General features: G+C 71.7%; 18 protein-coding genes and 1 pseudogene. 4 read left to right on the forward strand and 15 right to left on the reverse strand.

What is annotated here, in order from left to right:
* Positions 1-552 (reverse strand): hypothetical protein, encoded by a 552-nt coding sequence (locus FXO23_RS23495; RefSeq protein ID WP_158887569.1) that lies wholly within the window; start codon positions 550-552, stop codon positions 1-3.
* Positions 553-620: 68 nt separating this feature from the next.
* The gene (locus FXO23_RS23500) at positions 621-1,793 is read right to left on the reverse strand and encodes a hypothetical protein (protein ID WP_246257706.1); all 1,173 of its coding nucleotides are present in this window, start codon (positions 1,791-1,793) and stop codon (positions 621-623) included.
* An 85-nt stretch (positions 1,794-1,878) separates the two neighbouring features.
* On the opposite strand from FXO23_RS23500, the gene FXO23_RS23505 reads away from it, so the two are divergent.
* On the forward strand, positions 1,879-3,156 hold the full coding sequence (locus FXO23_RS23505; RefSeq protein ID WP_158887570.1) for a glycoside hydrolase family 1 protein: 1,278 nt from the start codon (positions 1,879-1,881) through the stop codon (positions 3,154-3,156).
* A gap of 28 nt (positions 3,157-3,184) precedes the next feature.
* On the opposite strand, the gene FXO23_RS23510 is transcribed toward FXO23_RS23505, so the two are convergent.
* Together FXO23_RS23510 and topA are read right to left on the reverse strand one after the other, a co-directional pair.
* Positions 3,185-3,979, reverse strand: coding sequence for a hypothetical protein (locus FXO23_RS23510; protein WP_158887571.1), 795 nt, complete (start codon positions 3,977-3,979; stop codon positions 3,185-3,187).
* A gap of 104 nt (positions 3,980-4,083) precedes the next feature.
* On the reverse strand, positions 4,084-6,852 hold the full coding sequence (gene topA / locus FXO23_RS23515) for a type I DNA topoisomerase (protein WP_158887572.1): 2,769 nt from the start codon (positions 6,850-6,852) through the stop codon (positions 4,084-4,086).
* A gap of 293 nt (positions 6,853-7,145) precedes the next feature.
* Here topA and FXO23_RS23520 point away from each other — a divergent pair, with 293 nt between their 5' ends.
* Entirely contained in the window at positions 7,146-8,006 is an 861-nt protein-coding gene (locus FXO23_RS23520) for a S1 family peptidase (protein WP_158887573.1), read from the forward strand.
* A gap of 123 nt (positions 8,007-8,129) precedes the next feature.
* On the opposite strand, the gene FXO23_RS23525 is transcribed toward FXO23_RS23520, so the two are convergent.
* Entirely contained in the window at positions 8,130-8,780 is a 651-nt protein-coding gene (locus tag FXO23_RS23525; RefSeq protein ID WP_158887574.1) for a hypothetical protein, read from the reverse strand.
* Positions 8,781-8,903: 123 nt separating this feature from the next.
* Here FXO23_RS23525 and FXO23_RS23530 point away from each other — a divergent pair, with 123 nt between their 5' ends.
* On the forward strand, positions 8,904-9,659 hold the full coding sequence (locus tag FXO23_RS23530) for a MerR family transcriptional regulator (RefSeq protein ID WP_158887575.1): 756 nt from the start codon (positions 8,904-8,906) through the stop codon (positions 9,657-9,659).
* A 56-nt stretch (positions 9,660-9,715) separates the two neighbouring features.
* On the opposite strand, the gene FXO23_RS23535 is transcribed toward FXO23_RS23530, so the two are convergent.
* Both FXO23_RS23535 and FXO23_RS23540 read right to left on the reverse strand, forming a co-directional pair.
* Entirely contained in the window at positions 9,716-10,282 is a 567-nt protein-coding gene (locus FXO23_RS23535) for a hypothetical protein (protein ID WP_246257707.1), read from the reverse strand.
* A gap of 255 nt (positions 10,283-10,537) precedes the next feature.
* Positions 10,538-12,832: a sodium-translocating pyrophosphatase gene (locus tag FXO23_RS23540; protein ID WP_158887577.1), complete on the reverse strand. Its 2,295-nt coding sequence runs from the start codon at positions 12,830-12,832 to the stop codon at positions 10,538-10,540.
* 253 nt (positions 12,833-13,085) lie between these two features.
* On the opposite strand from FXO23_RS23540, the gene FXO23_RS23545 reads away from it, so the two are divergent.
* Positions 13,086-15,521, forward strand: a complete 2,436-nt coding sequence (locus tag FXO23_RS23545) for a DEAD/DEAH box helicase (RefSeq protein ID WP_158887578.1) — start codon at positions 13,086-13,088, stop codon at positions 15,519-15,521.
* Here the strand turns inward: FXO23_RS23545 and FXO23_RS23550 are convergent.
* From FXO23_RS23550 to ssd, 8 genes and pseudogenes are all read right to left on the reverse strand, one after another.
* A complete protein-coding gene (locus FXO23_RS23550; RefSeq protein ID WP_158887579.1) occupies positions 15,485-16,132 on the reverse strand; it encodes a bifunctional DNA primase/polymerase in 648 nt (215 codons plus the stop codon). The genes FXO23_RS23545 and FXO23_RS23550 overlap by 37 nt on opposite strands.
* Positions 16,133-16,412: 280 nt before the next feature.
* Positions 16,413-16,814, reverse strand: a complete 402-nt coding sequence (locus FXO23_RS23555; RefSeq protein ID WP_343034504.1) for an Rv3654c family TadE-like protein — start codon at positions 16,812-16,814, stop codon at positions 16,413-16,415.
* Positions 16,801-17,169: a TadE family type IV pilus minor pilin gene (locus FXO23_RS23560; protein WP_158887687.1), complete on the reverse strand. Its 369-nt coding sequence runs from the start codon at positions 17,167-17,169 to the stop codon at positions 16,801-16,803. Before FXO23_RS23560 ends, FXO23_RS23555 begins: the two co-directional genes overlap by 14 nt.
* A gap of 7 nt (positions 17,170-17,176) precedes the next feature.
* Positions 17,177-17,392, reverse strand: a complete 216-nt coding sequence (locus FXO23_RS23565) for a DUF4244 domain-containing protein (protein ID WP_158887580.1) — start codon at positions 17,390-17,392, stop codon at positions 17,177-17,179.
* Between the two features lie 57 nt (positions 17,393-17,449).
* A complete protein-coding gene (locus FXO23_RS23570) occupies positions 17,450-18,181 on the reverse strand; it encodes a type II secretion system F family protein (protein ID WP_158887581.1) in 732 nt (243 codons plus the stop codon).
* A complete protein-coding gene (locus FXO23_RS23575) occupies positions 18,178-19,080 on the reverse strand; it encodes a type II secretion system F family protein (protein ID WP_158887582.1) in 903 nt (300 codons plus the stop codon). The genes FXO23_RS23570 and FXO23_RS23575 overlap by 4 nt, the downstream gene beginning before the upstream one ends.
* Positions 19,074-20,239 (reverse strand): annotated as a pseudogene (locus tag FXO23_RS23580) (TadA family conjugal transfer-associated ATPase). Before FXO23_RS23580 ends, FXO23_RS23575 begins: the two are co-directional and overlap by 7 nt.
* The gene (ssd, locus tag FXO23_RS23585; RefSeq protein WP_158887583.1) at positions 20,236-21,315 is read right to left on the reverse strand and encodes a septum site-determining protein Ssd; all 1,080 of its coding nucleotides are present in this window, start codon (positions 21,313-21,315) and stop codon (positions 20,236-20,238) included. The pseudogene FXO23_RS23580 and the gene ssd overlap by 4 nt, the downstream one beginning before the upstream one ends.
* Positions 21,316-21,344 lie beyond the last annotated feature (29 nt).

Consider the following 21,344-nt stretch of genomic DNA (forward strand, 5'->3'; position numbering starts at 1 on the left):
TTAGCCGAAGAGGCTGGCGATGCTGTCGACCAGGCTCGCCAGGAACGCGAAGGCGATGACGCCGAACAGCAGCAGGAGGGCCACGGCCACGATGACCCCGGTGGACCCGCTGGACGGCTTCGCCAGCTTGATCGACGACATCTGCGGTTTCGCCCGTTTGAGCGGCTTGGCCTCGTCCGAGCGGCGCGGCCCGGTGGGCCAGTTGCGCTGCTGCGGGAGCATGCCCGGCTGCACGGCGGGCGGCTGCGGTTCGGGGGCCGTCGCGGGTGCGGGCGCTGCGGGCGGGTCCGCGGGCGATTCGATGGCGATCCGCGGGGGCTTCCGCGGCGCCGGGTCGCCGTCACCGCCCTCGCGCATCGCCGCGTCCACCATCTCGCGCACCACGTCCGGATCGGGCTGGACCGGGGCGGCGATCCGGATCGATTCGACCTCCCCGGCGCCGTTCGGCCGGGGGCCGGCGTCGAGGCCGGACAGCGGGTCGGCGAACGAGTCCGCCGGGGTCGTCGCCTGGGTGCCGTCGCCGAAAAGGGCGTCGTCCTTGGCCGGGGGCATCCTGACCACTCCTGTGCTCACGGTGTTCACGACAAACCGTCACGTTCCAGGGTAGTGACTCGAACAGCTCACGCATCCGCCCATCGGGCACGGTAGACATCACGCGCTGCGAGGCTCAGCGCCACGTCGTCGAGCAACGGCTGGAAGAAGGATCGCCGGTAGTGGGCGTCCGTGGCGGTGGAGGCCGCGAAGTACAGCCCGGAGAACACGGAGAGGAACAGCGACACCTGGACCAGCGCGGTGCTCACCGGCAGCCGGATCCCGAACAGCGTGCCGGGCGCCGACGGCCGGCCGGCGTACGCCTCGACCACCTCCGGCTGGATCATCAGCGCGCCGAACACGATGAAGAACACGAAGACCAGCACCGCGAACGCGACGATCTGCACGAGCTGGGCGAAGAACAGCACCAGCACGATGTTCGCACGCTCCGTTTTGGACAGTCTACTATGGACTTTGCCGGGCACCTCGCCCTCCAGCGGGGTGTTCCGCAGGAGTTCGGTGAGGTCGCGTTCCGGCCGGGGTGCCGAGCGCAGCGCCCGCAGCTCGTCGGACAGCACCGCGGAGATGAACAGCACGCCGACCACGGCGAGGAAGCCCACCACGACCCAGAGCTGGCGCCTGGTCAGGTGGTCCGCCGCCTGCCACAGCTCACCGGTGAAGAAGCTGAACATCACCACGAGCAGCAGCAGCGGCAGCGCCCGCGAGGCGAGCGTGCCCAGCGTGCCCACCTGCCGCCCGGCGCTGCGCACCGCCCACAGCAGGATCGAACCGGCGCCGATCCGCACCAGCAGCAGCACGAGCAGAACCTGGACGGCGTTCTGCGCCGCGGACATCCAGTACCGGTCGAGCAACCCGGCGGCCCGTTCGGCGGCGGGCAGCACGAACACCTCGACCAGCACGATCGCGATGCCCGCGTACAGCGTCGGCAGTTCGCCGCTGCGGGACACCCACCGGCCGACCAGCCACCCGGCGAGCACCGGGACCACGATCGCGGCGCCGGTCAGGGCGAGGACGCCGAGCACGTAACCGGAATCGCCGAACCGGGCGTCCAGCGCGTCCTGCGGGATGTCGATCATCGGCAGCAGCAGGGACAGCAGCGGCTCGATGCACAGCAGGAACACCAGCGCCGGCACCGAACGCTGCACCAGTGCGCGTCCCCGCGATTCGCGCCGGACCACCATCGGCAGGCCCCGCCGCCGGAACCAGATTTCCGCGGCCAACCTCTGCTGATCCTGCGGCACGCTCTTTCCCTTTCTGCAGACCGGGCGTGATCCTATCGAGGGAAAGATATTGAATATCATTCACGTTAGCTACAGACTTTGGTTCATGCCCAGAACCCGCGCCCTGCTCGCGTCCGTGCTCGTCGGCTGCGGTTGCCTGGCCGTTCCGGACGCCGCGGCGGCCCCCGATCCGGAGCCGTTCCACTGGGGCGTGGCGAGTTCGGGCTTCCAGTCCGAGGGCTCGGCGCCGGACAGCAACTGGCGCCGCTACGCCGAAACCGAGGAGCCCTACCGGAATTCGGTCGACTTCCGGCACCGGTACGCCGCCGATATCGCGCTGGCCAAGGATCTGGGCGTCAACACCTACCGCTTCGGCGTGGAATGGGCGCGGATCGAACCGGCGAAGGGGCGGCTCGACGAGACCGAACTGGCCTACTACGACGACGTGGTGCGGCGGGTGCGGGCCGCCGGGATGACGCCGATGATCACGCTCGACCACTGGGTCTACCCGGGCTGGGTCGCCGATCAGGGCGCCTGGGACAACCCGGCGACGGTCGGCGACTGGCTGGCCAACGCCCGCCGCGTGGTCGGCCGGTACGCGCATCAGGGGGTCCTCTGGATCACCTTCAACGAGCCGGTGATCTACCTGCAGAAGGAGATCAGCGGCCGGAAGCTGAACCCGTTCCAGATCGCCGCGATGCGGCAGCACCTGGTGGCCGCGCACCGGAACGCCTACGACGAGATCCACCGGCTCGATCCGGGCTCCCGGGTGTCCAGCAACCTCGCCTACCTGCCACCGCCGCTGCAGCAGCTGACCGATCCGCTGTTCACCGACGCCGTGGCGGACAAACTGGACTTCGTGGGGCTGGACTACTACTACGGGCTCAGCCTGGACAACCTGACCGCGATCCACGGCGCGACCGGCGAGCTCTGGAAGATCGACCCGCAGCCGGACGGCCTCTACTACGCGTTGCGCGCCTACCAGCGCAAGTTCCCCCGGCTTCCGCTGTACGTGGTGGAGAACGGCATGCCCACCGACGACGGCAAACCGCGGGCCGACGGGTACACCCGCTCGGACCACCTGCGCGACCACGTCTACTGGCTGCGACGCGCCCGGGACGAGGGCGTGAACGTGCTCGGCTACAACTACTGGAGCCTCACCGACAACTACGAATGGGGCAGCTACCGCCCGCGGTTCGGACTGTACACAGTGGACGTCGCGACCGATCCCGCGCTGACCCGGCGACCGACCGACGCGGTGGACGCCTACCGGCGCGTGATCGCCGACGGCGGCGTCCCGGCGGACTACACCCCGGTCCGCCGCCCCGCCTGGTGCGCCTTCGCCGACCTGCGCACCTGCCTCGCCAACCTCCCGTGGCCCTGACCCTTGGTCGAGCGCCTTCGCGCGGTGTTCAATCGTCTTCCCGCGGAATGGCGGCTTCGATGCAGTCGCCGATCCACCCGGCGAGCGCGTCGTTGCTGTAGGCGATCAGGTTGAGGCCGCAGTACGGCATGAGCTCGGTGTCGTACACGGTGAGCGCGTACCGGCCGAGGTCGGTGTCGATGAGGGCGAATCCGTCACGCGGGTATTCGGCGAACATCCCGTCGTAGGCGAGCAGTTCGATCAGGATCGTGCCGACCCGCGGCCGCCCCAGCACCGCGCGCACGGCGTCGAGCTCCGTCCGGTGCGAATCCGGGATGACCCCGGCGGTGTCGGCCCGGATCTGGACGGTGTTCTGCTCGCCCTCGGGGTGGTCCGGCAGGCATTCGATGATCCGCTCCGGGATCTCCCAGCAGGTGGTGCCGCCGCGCACCATCGCGCTGCCGTCCGGCCGCCAGTTCCACACGATGCCGGACTTCTCGTCCGCGTAGCAGCGCACGTCGATCGGGGACGGCCACTTCTCGTGCACGCCGGTCATCACCGAACGGATCGGGCCGCGGAGCATGACCGAGTAGACCCGCTTGCCGGTCTCGTTCAGCTCGCCCAGTTTGCCGATCCCCATGTGTTCCAGCGCCACCGCCAGGGCGTTGTGCTGCTCGGCCTCGGCCACCAGATCCGCGGGGTCCGACGAGCCGGGACCGGGCATGCGCAACATGTCCTCGTCGGTCGTGCCCGGGGCGTACAGGTCGTCGACCATGGCCCGTTTCGGAACCGCGTCCAGGACCGGGCGCACGGCCTCCTCGAAGAGCTCGAACACGGTCGTCATGACGTCGTCCCCCTCGGTGTCCCGTCCCCGAGACACCATACGCACGCGGAAGGTGAAACGGACCACCTTCGGGCGACCGATTACCCCGAAGGTGGTCCCACCCGCTACTTCGCCTTGGCGGTGGACTTGGCCGTGGTCTTCTTGCGAGCCGGGGCCTTCTTCTTCGGCGCCGGGCCCTTCTCCCGCTTCTCGGCCAGCAGCTCCGCGGCCCGCTCGTCGGTCAGCGTCTCGACGTTGTCGGTCTTGCGCAGGGACGCGTTGTACTCGCCGTCGGTCACGTACGGGCCGAAGCGGCCGTCCTTGACGATCATCGGCTTACCGGACACCGGATCGTTGCCCAGTTCCTTCAACGGCGGCTTCGCGGCGGCCTGGCGGCCCCGGCGCTTCGGCTCGGCGTAGATCTTCAGCGCCTCGTCGAGCGTGATCGAGAAGATCTGCTCCTCGGCCGACAGCGACCGGGAGTCGGTGCCCTTCTTCAGGTACGGCCCGTACCGGCCGTTCTGCGCGGTGATCTCGTCCCCGGACTCCGGGTCCTTGCCCACCACCCGCGGCAGCGAGAGCAGCTTGAGCGCGTCCTCCAGCGTGATGTCCTCAATGGACATCGACTTGAACAGGGAACCGGTGCGCGGCTTGGGTTTCTTCGCCTTGGTGGTCTTCTTCCCGTCGCCGTTCTCCTCCGGCTCGGGCAGCACCTCGGTGACGTACGGGCCGAACCGGCCCTCCTTGGCCACGATCTCGTGCCCGCTCACCGGGTCGACGCCGAGCGACCGGCCTTCCTGCGGGGTGGCGAACAGCTTCTCCGCGATCTCCGGGGTGAGCTCGTCCGGCGGCAGGTCGTCCGGCAGGTTCGCACGCTGCGAGGCGCCGTCCACCTCGCGCTCCAGGTACGGCCCGTAGCGGCCGACCCGGACCACCACGGTGTGCCCCTGCTCGTCGCTGAACAGCGGGATCGAGTTGATCTCCCGCGCGTCGATGTCCTCGACGCTGCCCTCGACCAGTTTCTTCAGCCCGCCGAGGCGGCCGATCGACCCGTCCACGCCCATGTCCCCGCCGAAGTAGAACTTCGACAGCCACTGGGTGCGCTGCTCGTCGCCCGCCGCGATCCGGTCGAGCTCGTCCTCCATCCCGGCGGTGAAGTCGTAGTCGACCAGCCGCTCGAAATGCCGTTCCATCAGGCCGACCACGGCGAACGCGACCCAGGAGGGCACCAGCGCGGAGCCCTTCTTCCAGACGTACCCGCGATCCTGGATGGTCTTGATGATCGAGGTGTAGGTCGACGGGCGGCCGATGCCGAGTTCTTCCAGCTTGCTGATCAGGCTCGGCTCGCTGTACCGCGGCGGCGGCGAGGTGGTGTGCCCGTCCGGGTTGAGCTCGGTCGCGGTGAGGCCCTGGTCCTTGACCAACTGCGGCAGCCGGCTCTGCTTGTCGTCGGCCTCGCCGCCCGCCTCGGTGTCCACCGCCTCGACGTAGGCCTTGAGGAACCCGGCGAAGGTGATCGTGCGGCCGGACGCGGCGAACGTGCACTCCTCGCCGCTGGTCGCGGTGCCGGTGATCCGGACCGAGATCGTGGTGCCCTTGGCGTCGGCCATCTGGGACGCGATGGTGCGCTGCCAGATCAGCTCGTAGAGGCGGAACTCGTCGGTCTCCAGTTCGCGCGCGACCTGGCCGGGAGTGCGGAACGTCTCCCCGGCGGGCCGGATCGCCTCGTGCGCCTCCTGGGCGTTCTTCACCTTGCGGGTGTACTGCCGCGGCTTGTCGGCGACGTACTCGGAGCCGTACAGCTGCGTCGCCTGGGCGCGCGCCGCCGAGATCGCCGTCTCGGACAGCGTCGTCGAGTCGGTACGCATATAGGTGATGTAGCCGTTCTCGTACAGCCGCTGCGCGATCCGCATGGTGCGGTCCGAGGAGAACCGCAGCTTGCGGCCCGCCTCCTGCTGCAGGGTCGAGGTCATGAACGGCGCGTAGGGCCGCCTGGTGTACGGCTTCTCCTCGACGCTGCTGACCTTGAAGTCGCGGTCGCGCAGCGCCTGGGCCAACCGGGTGGCATCCGCCTCGGCCAGGATCCGGACGTCGCTCGCGCTCGCCTTGAGCCGGCCGTTCGAGTCGAAGTCGCGGCCGGTGGCCAGGCGCGAACCGTCCACCGAGATCAGCCGGGCCGGGAAGTTCCGCGGGCTCGCCTCGGCGCCCGCGTCCATCGTCGCCGCGATGTCCCAGTAGGAAGCCGAGGTGAAGCGCATCCGCTCCCGCTCGCGCTCCACCACGATCCGGGTCGCCACCGACTGCACCCGGCCCGCCGAGAGCTTCGGCATGACCTTCTTCCACAGCACCGGCGAGACCTCGTAGCCGTAGAGCCGGTCCAGGATGCGCCGGGTCTCCTGCGCGTCGACCAGATCGGCGTCCAGGTCCCGGGTGGCCTCGGCGGCCGCCAGGATCGCCGGTTCGGTGATCTCGTGGAAGACCATCCGGCGCACCGGGATCTTCGGCTTGAGCGCCTCCAGCAGGTGCCAGGCGATGGCCTCGCCCTCGCGGTCGGGGTCGGTGGCGAGGTAGAGCTCGTCGACGTCCTTGAGCAGGCCCTTCAGCTCGGTGACCGTGGACTTCTTGTCCGGGGTGACGATGTAGAGCGGCTCGAAGTCGTTGTCGACGTCCACACCGAGGCGGGCCCAGGACTCGCCCTTGTACTTCGCCGGCACGTCGGCGGCGCCGCGCGGCAGGTCGCGGATGTGGCCCCGGGAGGACTCCACCACGTAGTTGCGGCCGAGGTACGGAGCGATCTTGCGGGCCTTGGTGGGCGACTCGACGATCACCAGCCGTCGACGGCCGGCACCGCCCGCCGGTGCGCCGTTCTTCTTCGTCCGTGTCGATCCAGCCACGCTGTCCCGCTCTCCGCTCAGTCTTCACCGCCGCGCTGCGACGTCTGTTCGACCCGCCAGTGTGCACTCATTCGCACCTCGGTGTCCGCCCAGGTGGCGAAACACGCCGGTCTCCACTGTGATGCGCATCGGTGGAGATCTCGGCGGCGTTTCTTTTCCACACCTAACACGTGACGCCGAGCACGCCACCGCCGGGTACCAGGTAACCGGGCGCTTACCCGCCGTTCGCAGGTGGCGGCGGCCGATGTCCGGCGATTGACTAACCAGACCCCATCCGTCGAAAGGATCCCACGATGACCAGGCGCCTGCTCGCCGCTCTCGTGACCACGCTGGTCAGCGGAACCCTCGTGCTCGCCGCCGGAACGATCCCGGCCGCCGCCGCACCCGCCCAGCCCGCCGCCGCCGACTACACCGGCATCATCAAGCTGAGCAACTGCTCCGGTTCACTCGTCCGGCTGCCCAGTTCGAAGGACACCGATCCAGCGCTCGCGCTCACCAACGGCCACTGCTACGAGGGCGGCATGCCGGGGCCCGGCGAGGTCATCGTGAACCGGGCGTCCAGCCGCACGATGACCCTGCTCGGCGCGAGCGGCCAGAGCCTCGGCACGCTGCGCGCCGCCAAGGTCGCCTACGCCACGATGACCGACACCGACGTCGCGCTCTACCAGCTGGACTCGACCTACCAGGCGATCGCGAGCCGCCTGCGCGGCAAGGCGCTGGAGATCTCCGACCAGCACCCGGCCGCCGGGAGCGGGATCAGCGTGGTCTCCGGCTACTTCACACGCACCTGGACCTGCAACATCGACAAGTTCGTCTACCAGCTCCGCGAGGGCGACTGGACCTGGAAGGACTCGATCCGCTACACCTCCACCTGCGACACCATTCACGGCACCTCCGGCTCACCCGTTGTCGACAACGCCACGCGCAAGGTCGTCGGCGTCAACAACACCGGCAACGACGACGGCCAGCGCTGCACCTTCAACAACCCGTGCGAGGTGGACGAGAACGGGCAGGTCTACTACAAGCAGGGCCTCACCTACGGCCAGCAGACCTTCTGGTTCGCCGGCTGCGTGAGCGAGGGCAACAAGGTCGACCTCGCCAAGCCGGGCTGCGTCCTGCCCAAGCCCGCCCGCACCGCCGCGGCCGCCGCCTGACACACGACCCGCCTGACACGTCCCCACTGGCACCACCCAGCTCACCGGGTGCGCCGGGCACGGCCCGAACCGCCGACCGCCACGACCCGAAAGTGCGCGCGCTTTCGGCACGGCAGGGGGCGGCTAACCGGCTCGCCTGGCCGGTCCGCTCTCCGGCCAGGCGAGCTCGGCGCCCGCCGGCGGCTCACCGATCAGCTCGGCGAGCGTGGCGAGGCGCCTGCGGCCGGACACCCGGATCGCCGGCCCACCACCGCGCGGGCCGAGCCTGGTGCCGCCGAGGCCGATCGAGCCGATCGCCTCCGCCAACGGGACGTGTGTTTCCGGGGCCCGCTCGTCCAGCGCGAGCAGGTATCCGGCGCCCATCCTGCGCCCACCGGTCAAGACCCACGACCGCAGCACCCCGCCGTCGAGCCGGAACCGGCACGGCACCGCCTTGCCCGCACCCCTGGCCTTGTCCACCCCGTTCTCCCCACCGCACCGCCACGCCGCCGCCAGCGCGATGAGATCCGCCCGGAACGCCGTTCGCACCACCAACCCCTCTTCGTTCTCGTCTTCGTCTTCGGACTTCTCGGGCCGGACGACCTCGGCCCGCACCCCGCACCGTGCGAACTCACCGACCAGGAGCCGCGCGCGCCACGGCTCCCGCACCTCGACCGACAGCCGCGCCGCGGTCCGCCCGAAGCCGACGATCCGGCCCGGGCCGCACAGCACACCGGCCAGGTCGGCGACCTCCGGGCTCCTCGCCTCGGCCGAGAAGAAGGAGAGCTGCCGCACACCTCCACTATAGAACATATGTTCGATTGACGCCAGTCTCGGCGAAAACTCTTGAAGTTGACGTAGCGTCAACCTCTAGCTTGGTGTTCAGGCCGGAACACCGGCCGAAACAGGGGAGACGAGATGGCGTGGTCGATCGCGCAGGTGGCGCGGATGTCGAAGGTGACATCGCGAACCCTGCGGCACTACGACGACATCGGCCTGCTGCCGCCGGCCTACACCGACGACAGCGGACGGCGCTTCTACGAGCGGACGCACCTGGTGCGGCTGCAGCAGATCCTGGTGCTGCGCGAACTGGGCCTCGGGCTGGACAAGATCACCGAGGTGCTGAGCGGGGCGACCGACCAGGTCGACGCGCTGCGCCTGCACCGCAAATGGCTGCTCGAAGAGGCCGACCGGCTCGGCCGGCTCGCCGAGACCGTCGCTCGGACGATCGAACACATGGCAGGAGGGATCAAGATGTCGGTCGAGCAGATGTTCTCCGGCTTCGAAGTGGATTCGGAGCAGGCGCGACGGCTCGCCAAGGAGGCCGAGGAACGCTGGGGAGACACCGCCCGCCAGGCGCACGAGCGGGTCAAGGGGTGGTCGAAGGAGAAGTGGGCGGCCGTCAACCAGCAGGGCGCCGACGCCACGGCGAAGCTCGCCGAGCTGGCCAAGGAGGGCGCGCCGGTCGATGACCCGCGGGTGCTGGACGCGGTGGCCGGGCACCACGCGTGGCTGAGGAACCACTGGGAACCGAACGCCGAGTCCTACACCGGCCTGGGCAAGCTGTACGCCGAGGACGAGCGGTTCCGGACGCAGTACGAGGCGATCCTGCCGGGTTTCGCCGAGTACCTGCGGGACGCGATGGCGGCCTACGCCCAGGCCCGCCTGAGCTAGTTCGCCACAACGGCCGCGGCCGGCGCACGTGCGCCGGCCGCGGCCGTTGTCGTGGGTCAGTTGGCGGGGGTGCCGGAGGTGCTGAGGCTCGGCGAGGGGCCCCCGGGCGCGGTGAGCTGCTGGCACGAAGGGGCCCGGCCGGCCGCCCCGGCGAGGTCCGGCACCGCGTCGAAACCGCCCAGCAGATTGATCTTGGAGACCTCGTTCAGCGGGCCGCTGGCGTCCACCAGGGCCTGTTTGTTCTCCGGAGAGCCGACCGCGGTCGCCTCCAGCCGCTGTTTGGCCGCCGTGGTGCGGCTCAGGACCCCGGTGAACGTCCCGATCGCGTTGTTCCGGACGCCTTCGCCGCCCGCCACCGGCGAAGGCGGCAGCGAACGCAGGTTCCGCACCGTCCGGTCCAGGCCGGAGGCCATCGCCCCGAGCACCGCACCGGAGCTCTGGGAGGCGCGTTCCGCGCTGCTGGGATCGACGATCGGCATACCGGAAAGGGTCTGCAGGAGCTGTCCCACCGCGACGCAGTACCCGTCGGCCCAGTGGGCGACGACCGCCAGCCGCTCGGCTTCGCCCTGGGAGACTCCGGGGCCCTCCGGTTCCGCACCGGACTGGGCTCTGGGGGACATCATCGACGGCTGCTGGCCACATCCGATCAGGGAAAAGCACAATCCCGTTGCTATGGCGGCGAAAACGGTCCTCCGCGGCCGCACGCGAACACCTCCCGAAAACATGGGCCCAGCCGCCTCGACGGTACCGAGCCCGCCGCGCGACGCAAGTCGCCGGGGATCATCACTGTCCGTGATCCCCCTGGTGTCCCGCTGACCAGCCCGGACATGAGTCGGGCCCGACACGCTCCTGCGTGGCGGGCCCGACCTGGATAACTGTCAGGAAGCGTTGGCTTCCGCCGAGCTGTTACTCGGAGTGTCCGCGATCACAGTTCCGCGGCGCTTGGAGATCACGATCGCCGCCACGATGACCGCGACCGCGACGAGCGAGATGGTGATCCGCAGTCCGGTCGAAGCGTCCGGGCCGATCGAGAACTGGACCACCGCGGGCGCGATCAGCACCGAGACCAGGTTCATCACCTTGATCAGCGGGTTGATGGCCGGACCGGCGGTGTCCTTGAACGGGTCGCCGACGGTGTCGCCGATGACCGTCGCGGCGTGCGCCTCGGAGCCCTTGCCGCCGTGGTTGCCGTCCTCGACCAGCTTCTTCGCGTTGTCCCACGCGCCACCCGAGTTGGCGAGGAAGATCGCCATCAGGGTGCCGGTCGCGATCGCACCGGCCAGGTAACCGGCCAGCGCCCCGGTGCCCAGGCCGAAGCCGACGGCGATCGGCGCGAACACCGCGAGCAGGCCGGGCGTGGCCAGCTCCCGCAGCGAGTCCCGGGTGACGATGTCGACGACCCGGCCGTACTCCGGCCGCGTGGTGCCCTCCATGATCCCGGGGATGTCCCGGAACTGGCGCCGGACCTCGTAGACCACCGCACCGGCGGCCCGCGACACCGCGTTCACCGCGAGGCCGGAGAACATGAACACGACCGCGGCGCCGATCATCACGCCGACCAGGGTGTTCGGGCTGACGATCGCGTTGACGAACGACTTGACGCCCTCGGCCGAGGCGCCGATGTCGGCGACGGCCTTCGCGATCGAGTCCTGGTAGGAGCCGAACAGCGCGGTGGCCGCCAGCACGGCGGTCGCGATCGCGATGCCCTTGGTGATCGCCTTGGTGGTGTTGCCGACCGCGTCCAGCTCGGTGAGGATCTGCGCCGCGTCCTCGTCCACGTCACCGGACATCTCGGCGATGCCCTGCGCGTTGTCCGAAACCGGGCCGAAGGTGTCCATCGCGACGATCACGCCGACCGTGGTGAGCAGGCCGGTCCCGGCCAGCGCGACGGCGAACAGGGCGACCGTGCCACCCAGCAGGTAGGCGCCGAACACCGCGGCGCCGATCACGATCGCGGTGTACACCGCGGACTCGAAGCCGACCGAGATACCGGACAGGATGACCGTGGCGGCGCCGGTCTCGGAGGTCTTGCCGACGTCCTTGACCGGCTTGTGCTCGGTGCCGGTGTAGTACCCGGTGAGTTTGAGGATGACCGCGGCCAGCACGATGCCGATGATCACCGCGACGGTGGCGATCACCGCCGGGTTGCCCGCGATGCCCGCGTGATCCGCGCCGAAGTCGGCGAACGAGCTGGGCAGGAACGCGAACGCGGCGATCGTGGAGAGCACCGCGGAAATGCCCGCGGAGATGTAGAACGACCGGTTGATGGTGACCAGGCCACCCTCGCCGGACCGCGCCCTGGTGATGTACACGCCGATCACCGCGGTGATCACGCCGATGGCCGGCACGATCAGCGGGAACAGCAGGCCGTCGACGCCGAACGCGGTGCTGCCGAGGATCAGCGCGGCGACCAGGGTCACCGCGTAGGACTCGAACAGGTCCGCCGCCATCCCGGCGCAGTCACCCACGTTGTCCCCGACGTTGTCGGCGATGGTGGCCGCGTTGCGCGGGTCGTCCTCGGGGATGTTCTGCTCGACCTTGCCGACCAGGTCGGCGCCCACGTCGGCGGCCTTGGTGAAGATGCCGCCGCCGACCCGCATGAACATCGCGATGAGCGCGGCGCCGAAGCCGAAGCCCTCCAGCACCTTCGGGGCCTGGCCCGCGTAGGCCAGCACCACGACCGCGGCGCCGAACAGGCCCAGGCCCACGGTGATCATGCCGACGACGCCACCGGTGCGGAATGCCACCCGCATGGCCTTTTCCCGGCCACCTTGTTCCCGGGAAGCGGCGGCCACGCGCAGGTTCGCCTGGGTGGCGAGCCACATGCCGAGGTAACCGATCGTGAACGAGAACGCGGCACCGATCAGGAAGAACAACGAGCGCCCTATCCGCTCGTTCCAGTCCTCCGCGGGCAACGCGAACAGCAGCAGGAACACGACCACGCCGAAAATGGCGAGTGTGTTGCGCTGCCGTTTGAGATAGGCGGCCGCGCCTTCCTGCACGGCCTTGGCGATCTCCTGCATCTTCGAGGTGCCCTGGCCGGCGGCCAGCACCTCCTTGAGCAGGATGTAGCCAACGACCAGTGCGGCAAGAGCCACCACGGCGACCACGGCCACGATGCCGTAATCACCCCCGGAGAGCTCGAGGCCCTCCGCGAGGAACTGCCGGGACATTCGTCCTCCTGGAGACGTCGCATGTCGTCAGCGGCGGCCGAACTGCCGAAACTGCCCGAGCCGACGCTGGCATGGGATCTACACCACAGGTGGTGTGGTTGGCCGGAGTGTATTGGTACTGCATTCCGCGTCGGCAAGGAGTCCCATCGAGAATACCGTGCGTAATTGCTGTGAGACTCCTCACTAAGGTCGATTTCCAAAGCGGCACACCGGGTTTTGCCGGTCTGTCGGTCCGTTGTGCCAAGCTCGGCACGTGGACCACGCGGCAGACGGCGACCGGGCTCGGCACCTCCTGCGCCGGGTCACCGCCGGAATCCCCGAACACCGCGATCCGGTCACCCACGTGGCCGAGCAGCCCGCCCGCGAGGCCCGGTTCGCCGACTGGCCGTCCTGGGCGCCGCCGGAACTCGTCGACGCCCTGCGCGCCACCGGCGTGCCGCGGCCGTGGGCCCATCAGGTCGAGGCGGCCTCGCTCGCGCACTCCGGGCGGAGTGTGGTGGTGGCGACCGGCACCGCGTCGGGCAAGTCGCTGGCCTACCAGCTCCCCGTGCTCTCCGCCCTGGCCGGCGACGACAGGGCCTGCGCGCTGTACCTCTCGCCGACCAAGGCGCTGGGCGCCGACCAGCTCCGCTCGGTGTCCTCTTTGGACATCCCGGACGTGCGGGCGGCCTCGTACGACGGCGACACCCCGATGGCCGAGCGGGACTGGGTGCGCGCGCACGCCCGCTGGGTGTTCACCAACCCGGACATGCTGCACCGGGGCATCCTGTCCGCGCACGGGCGGTGGGCCCGCCTGTTCAAGCGGCTGTCCTACGTGATCGTCGACGAGTGCCACAGCTATCGCGGGGTGTTCGGCTCGCACGTGGCCCTGCTCCTGCGGCGGCTGCGGCGGGTGGCGCGGCGGTACGGATCGTCCCCGGTGTTCGTGCTGGCCTCGGCGACCACGGCCGATCCCGGCGAGTTCGCCGCCCGGCTGACCGGGGTCGACTGCGTGCCGGTGACCGCGGACGGCTCGCCCCGCGGCGCCCGGACCGTGGCGCTGTGGGAACCGCCGCTGCTGGACGAGCTCTCCGGCGAGAACGGCGCCCCGGTGCGGCGTTCCGCCGGGGCCGAGGCGTCCCGGATCCTGGCCGAACTGGTCATCGAGGGCGCCCGCACGCTGACGTTCGTGCGGTCCCGCCGGGGCGCCGAGCTGACCGCGCTCGGCGCCCGCCGCATCCTGTCCGAAGTGGACTCCTCGCTGCCGGGGCTGGTGGCCGCCTACCGCGCGGGGTTCCTGCCCGAGGAACGACGCGCCCTGGAACGGTCGCTGCTCACCGGTGACCTGCTCGGCGTCGCCTCCACGAACGCGCTCGAACTGGGTGTCGACATCGCGGGCCTGGACGCGGTGGTGCTGGCCGGTTACCCGGGGACGCTGGCCTCGTTCTGGCAGCAGGCGGGCCGCGCCGGGCGCGCGGGCGACGGCGCGCTGGTGGTGTTCGTCGCGCGCGACGACCCGCTGGACACCTACCTCGTGCACCACCCGGCGGCGATCCTGGACCGCCCGGTGGAAACGGCGGTGCTCGACCCCGCCAACCCGTACGTGCTTGCGCCCCAGCTCGCCTGCGCCGCGTCGGAACTTCCGCTGACCGCCGACGAACTGGAGCCGTTCGGCGGCGAAGTGGCCCGCGAGGTGCTCGACTCGCTGGTGGCGGACAAGCTGCTGCGCCGCCGGCCGAGCGGCTGGTACTGGACTTCCCGGATGCAGCCGCACCGGGACGTCGACATCCGCGGTTCCGGCGGCGAGCAGATCGCGGTGGTCGAAGCGGAGACCTCGCGGCTGCTGGGCACCGTGGACCCGGGTTCCGCCTGCAGCACGGTGCATCCCGGCGCGGTGTACCTGCACCAGGGCGCGTCGTACGTGGTCGACGAACTGGATCTGGAGTCGGCGCTGGCCCTCGTGCACGCGGAGGATCCGGAGTGGAACACCTCGGCCCGCGAAGTGGTGGACATCGCCGTGCTGCACACGCAGCACCGCACGGACCACGGCGGGGTCAGCGTCTGCCTCGGCGAGGTCTCGGTGACCTCGCAGGTGGTGGGCTACCTGCGCCGGTTGCCCTCGGGCGAAGTGCTCGACCAGATACCGCTGGACCTGCCGCAGCAGGAACTGCGCACCCGCGCGGTCTGGTACACGATCTCGGAAGAGCTGCTGACCGGGACCGGCGGCGCCGAGAACCGCGGCACCGGGAACAGAAGTGGCAGGGCACCGGGGGGCGCCGGGCTCGATCCGGCGCGCGTCCCCGGTGCCCTGCATGCCGCCGAGCACGCGGCGATCGGCCTGCTACCGCTGTTCGCTACGTGCGACCGTTGGGACATCGGCGGAGTCTCCACCGCCCTGCACGCTGACACCGGGGAGGCGACGGTGTTCGTGCATGACGGTCATCCCGGGGGTGCGGGATTCGCCGATCGCGGCTTTGCCGCGCTGGTCCCGTGGTTGGCCGCTACGCGGGAGGCGATCATCTCCTGCGAGTGCCCGACGGGCTGCCCGTCCTGTGTGCAGTCACCAAAATGCGGGAATGGCAACGACCCACTGGACAAGGCGGGGGCGGTGGCCGTACTCGGCACCGTGCTGGGGGCGGTACAACCCGGCGCCCGGCACGACCACGAGGTCCATCACGCCGCGGAGGGCTCCGCGGCGACCAACTGCTGAGTGCTGCTCACGTGCTCGCCGTCCAGGGCACGCACGAGCACTTCGTGCACCGCGTGCGCGGCCGGGAGCTGCCATCCCCAGACCTCCGGCTTGACCCGCCAGTGCACCACTCCGTGCTGATACGGCGTGGGCGGCAACGGAATCCAGCTGTCCGCACCGTGCACGCGGATGCCGCGGTGCTCACCGAGTTCCGCCGGCACCCGGTCGGCCGCGGTGGTCAGGAACAGCCACCGGCCGTTCGGCATGGCGACGATCGGCGCGGGGTGCCCGGTCGCGCGCAGCAGGCGGGCGGCCCGCCGGCCCAGCTCGTCGTCGACCTCGACGGCGTCGAGCACCGTGCCGGTCGCCACGAGCAGGCTGTACGGCGTTCCGGTCCACCAGGACGCCACCTGGTGCGGGTGCGCACCGAGCCGCTCACGCCAGTCCGCGTGCGCGGGCACCGGCCCGAACCAGGCCGCGTCCGGCTCCGCGCCAGGCGCGTCGTCGTCGGCGACCGCCGGATAGGTGCCCGGGAACACCGGCCAGCCACGCCAGGCGAGGCCGATGGCTTCGGCGCGCAGCTCGATGCGGAACGCGCCGCGCCAGCTATCCGACCAATCCGTGTCCAACATTGCTTGCTCTGCCTCCTACCTCTTCCACCTCAGGCGGGGTGGGCTGTCTCACTCAAATAAACGGCAACTTGCAAAGTGCCGGTAGGGCCCCAGCGGCAACCGGCGGTTGCGGCACGATGAACGAACGGCGGCCCACCGTTCGACCGAACGCCGCCCGTCCACCCGTCGCGTGAGTCATCCCCACCCGGGCCTGGCCCACATACCGCCTCGCCTGCACGGTTTTGCCTTGACGCACAACACATCTGCACGTGCATCGCCCGCCTGACCGGGCCCGCGCCGCCTACCGCTCGCCGTACACCGGCGTCGGTGAACGGTCGACCGGCCCGGCGCGGGCCCGCGCGGCGGCCGGTGCGAAACCGTTCAGCGCGCCCGATAACGGGCACTCGACCTCGACCAGCGCGTCCGGCCCGTCGAGGCGGCAGCTGATCAGCCGCGCGCCCATCCGCCAGACGACCCAGCTCGCGCGCTCGCAGGCCACGCCGACGCCGTCCCGCGCGCGACCGGCGGCGGCCAGGGCAGCCAGGTCGGCCGCCCCGCTCGCCCGGTGACGGGCCAGTGCCGCCGAGCCGAGCCAGCACAGCAGCCCGGTGACCAGGAGCAGCCCCGCGATCGCCGCGGCGGTCCACACCGTCGCCATCCCGGCGTCGGCGGACATCCGCCGCGCCCGGCTACGGCGGCGCACCGGGAGCCTCCGGCTCGGGTTCGAGCACCGCGTAGGCCGAACCGCGCAGTTCGACACCGGGCAGCAGCCCACCGGCGGGCGCGGCGCGCACCTCGATCTCCACGGTCCCGGACTCGGTGCGCACCGCCAGCCGGGCGCCGGCGGGCGCGATCTCGGCCACGGCCTGGTCGGCGAGTTGCCGGTCCCCGCGGGCGACCAGCCGGGCGGCCTCGCGGGCGGCGTCGACGCAGCGCAGCTGATCGGCCATCGCGACGAGCGCGGCGAGCGCCATGCCCAGAACGAAGATCAACGCTCCCACGGCGATCGCCGCCTCCACGGTGACCGCGCCGCGCTCGGGATCGCCCCGTGCGGCCACCCCGCCCTCACGCCACGAACGAGAGCGCACGTTCCACCAGCGCCTTCACCCCGTCGGTGATCGTGTCACCGGTGAGGACCAGGTAGAGCACGCCCGCGAACGCCGCCGCGGCGATCGTGCCGATCGCGTACTCGGCCGTGCTCATTCCCACGTCTCCGGCGAACGGCGAACGCCATCCGGGCGACCACCACCGGCGTGACCGGTACTTCCGTTGAGCGATCATGTCGAAATCCCTTCTCGGTTGCGGTTTCCTATCTTGTCCACAGTGGACGCTTGGTGATCAGTGCGGCAGGGCGAGCCCTTCGGCCAGGCCGAGGACGACCGGGAGCACCCCGAGGCAGAGGAACGCGGGCAGGAAGCACAGGCCGAGCGGCCCGGCGATCAGGACGCCCGCCCGCTGCGCCCTCGCCTCGGCTTCGTCGCGCATCGAGTCACGTACGCACGCCGCCAGTTCCGCCGCCACCCCGGCCAGGGCGGTTCCCGAGCGCGTGGTGCGCTGGGCGGCCCGGGCCAGTTCGGCGGTCGCGGGGCAATCCCGTGCGGGCGCCCAGGCTTCGCGTTCGCCCGCGCCCAGGGCGAGCAGTTCGGCCGTGGACCGGAGCGCGGCGGAAGCGGCCGGCTCCCCGGCGCCGTCGGCCACCGCCCGGATCGCCACCGGCACCGGCAGCCCGGCTCGCAGGCAAGCCGCCAGCAGGTCCCAGGTCGCGGCGAGCCGAAGCGCCTCGGCACCTCCGCCCGCGCGACGGCGCCGTGCCCACCACCGCGCGGAAAGCCACGCCAGCCCGGCGACCGGCCCCGCCAGCACGACCCCGTGCGGCCAGCCGCCGAGGGCGATGGTCAGCGCGCCCGTCCCCGCGGCCAGCCAGGCCGCCGGGGCGCGAGCCGGGGACGGCCAGCGACGCGGGTCCCGGCGCGCGGGCGGGCGCAGGCGAGCCAGCCGGGATCGCGCGACGCGGGGTTCCGGCGCCACCAGCAAAGCGGCGGCGATCAGCGCCGCGGCCGCGCCGGTCATCGCGGCACCGCCGGTTCGGTCAGGCGGGCGCTCCAGGCGGTTCCCGCCCAGATCAGGGCGCATCCGATGACCAGCAGCGCCTGCCCGGGCGGGGTCGCGGTGAGCACCCGCAGCGGATGCGCCCCCATGGCCTCGCCCAGCGCGACCCCGGCCGCGGGCAGCAACGCCAGGACGAAGGCGCCGGCCCGGGGACCCGCCATCCTGGCGCGGGTCTGGTCCGCGAAACGGGCGGTCGCCGCGAGGTCCCGCCGTACGGCGTCAAGCACCTCGGCCATCGGGAGCCCGTGCCGCCGGGCGAGCGCCCACGCCCGGGTGAGCCCGCCGAGCGCCCCCGCCGGAGAGAGCGCCTGATAACCGGAGTGACCTGTGGAAGGCGAGCACCGGAACTCGCCGGTCGCAGGCCGCGGCGTCGAGGTACGTCCTCCCGCCGAGGCGGCGTCCAACGCGGTCGCGGCGGCCAGCGCGGCACCGAGATCGCCGCCGAGCCGGGCCGAACCGGCCACCGCTCGCATCGCGGCCGCCGCTGCCGCGGGTGCGTCGGTGGCGGCCGATTCGGCGGCCACCGCGGGGTGTGCGCCCGCCCGCAATTCGGCCACCATGGTGCGCAATGCCTCGGCCATCGCCCGTGCCGAGGCGATCGCGTCGCTCGCCCGCGACCGCAGCCGCCACTGCCGCCATCCGGCGGCCACGAGCAACGCGGCGGCGACCGCACCCGCCGGCCCCGCGAACGCGGCGGCCGGGAGGATCACGAGCACCGGCAGGCAGCAGGCGAGCCGGACCGGGACGCGCGGGAGCCGGGCTCGGCGCGCGTGCAGCAGTCTGGCGAGCCGTGTTTCCGGACACCGGGCGGGCCAGCAGAACAAGGCGGCCGCGCACAGGAAAGCGCTGGGGCTCAACACGGTGCTCGCACCCCTCGCCGCTCGAGCAGTTCGGTGAGCAACGCTCGCGCCTCGGTCCAGGCGCCCGCGCGCCACACCGGCCGCACCCGTACGCCGCCGTCGTCCCGCTGCAGGACGCCGATCTCGGCGAGTCGCCGTGCCCCGCCCGATGCGCGAGTCATGTGCAGCACGACCTGAACCGCGGCGGCGAGCTGGCTGTGCAGCGCGGCCCGGGACAGGCCGCCGAGCGCGGCCAGCGCCTCCAGCCGCGCCGGTACCTCGCCGGGCGAGTTGGCGTGCAGCGTGCACGCCCCGCCATCGTGCCCGGTGTTCAGGGCGGTGAGCAGTTCGCAGACTTCGCGGCCGCGCACCTCGCCGACACCAGGCGATCGGGACGCATCCGCAGCGCCTGCCGGACCAGATCGCGCAGGGTGACCTCGCCCGCGCCCTCCACATTGGGCGGGCGGGCGACCAGCCGGACGAATTGCGGATGCTCGGGCTGCAGCTCACCCGCGTCTTCGACGCAGACGATCCGTTCCGCCGGCGGGACGCGGCCGAGCAGCGCGGCCAGCAGCGTGCTCTTCCCGGCACCGGTGCACCCGGTGACCAGGAACGCGAGCCGTGCCACCACGAGCGCCTCCAGGAGGCGCTCGCTTTCGGCGCCGAACGTGCCGAGTTCGCGCAGGGCGCGCAAGTCGTGCACGGCCGGGCGCAGCACGCGCAGGGAGACGCAGGTGCCGTCCGCGGCGACCGGCGGGAGCACGGCGTGCAACCGGATCCGGCCGTGCGGACCCGCGCCGGGGAGCCAGCCGTCCACGTAGGGCCGGGCGTCGTCCAGCCGCCGCCCGGCGGCGTGGGCGAGCCGCTGGGCGAGCGTGCGGACCGCCTCCTCCCCGGAGAACCGCACCTCGGTGCGGCGGAGCCCGCCCGCCCCGTCGACCCAGACCTCTTCCGGGGCGGTGACCAGGACATCGGTGGTGCTCGGATCGCCGAGCAGCGGCTCCAGCGGGCCTACGCCGACGAATTCCCGGCGCATCAGGCGCAGGGTGTCCAGCACCTCCGCGTGATCGACGGCCCCGCCGGCTTCGGCGCGCACCGCGGCGGCGACCGCCGCGGAGTCCGCGGGGTCCCCGGCGCCCGCGAGCCGCAGCCGGACCCGCTCGACCAGATCGTCGTTCATCGCGGCGCACCCGCTTCGGAGCGGCCGGAGCGGGCCGCGGTCAGGACCGCCTGCGCGGCGGTCGCCAGCGGGCCGCGCGGACGCGGCGCGAACTCACCGCGCTCGAGCGCCTTGGCGAGGCCGCGTTCGGCGGGCATGTCCGCGATGAGCGGTACGCCCACCACATCGGCCACGTACTCGGCGTCGAGACCGTCCGGGGCGGGGCCGCGGACGACCACCCGCACCCGTCCCTCGCGCTCGCCGAGGCGGTGGAGCACGCATTTCGCCGCCAGGCAGGCCCGCACCTCGGCCGGGACGACCAGGACGAGAAGGTCGGCCTGGTCCGCCGCGGCCGCGGCGCCGGCGCCGAGCTGGCGGGGCAGATCGCAGACCACGACCCGGCCGGACCGCCGCCCGGCTTCGACCACGGCCTTGACCGCCTGCGCGGTCGGGCCGAGGCTCTCCCGGTCGCACGAGATGAACGACAGCCGCCCGTCGCCGTGCCGCCGCTCGGGCAGCGCGGAGTGCAACGCGGGCATCGACACCCGCCCGGAGCCGACGCGGAGCGCGGGCCAGCGCAGGCCGCCATCGAGTTCGGCGCCGAGGAGCAGATCGATCCCGCCGCCGAGCGGATCGCAGTCGACCAGCAACGCGGGCCCCTCGCGGGCCGCGGTGAGGCCGATGCTCGCGGCCAGCACCGAGGCGCCCGCGCCGCCCCGGCCGCCGAGCACTCCGACGACACAGCCGCCTTCGACACCCGGGCCCTCGACGACCTCGGCGAGCTCCGCGATGAGTCCGTCCTCGCCTTCGGGCAGCGTGACGACCCGTTCGACACCGGCCTCGAAAGCACGCTGCCAGGTTTCCGGCGCGGGCGGCCCTTTGCTGACCAGGAACACGCCGCGGCGGCGCGGCAGCTCCGGCTCGACGCGGACCACGTGCTCGTCGAGGAGTACGAGCGGCGCGTGCGCCCAGCGGCCGCGCGCCGCGACCAGATCCGGGGCGCGTTCGGTGTCGCACCCGACCGCGGCCGCGAGCCGCAGTATCTCCTCGATGACCGTGTCGTCGCAGCCGACGACGAGTGGCCGGTTCTCCGTCATGGCAAACCCCCTGTGCAACCGTCCCCAGT

Source organism: Amycolatopsis anabasis (genome assembly GCF_009765355.1).
Taxonomy (GTDB): Bacteria; Actinomycetota; Actinomycetes; order Mycobacteriales; family Pseudonocardiaceae; genus Amycolatopsis; species Amycolatopsis anabasis.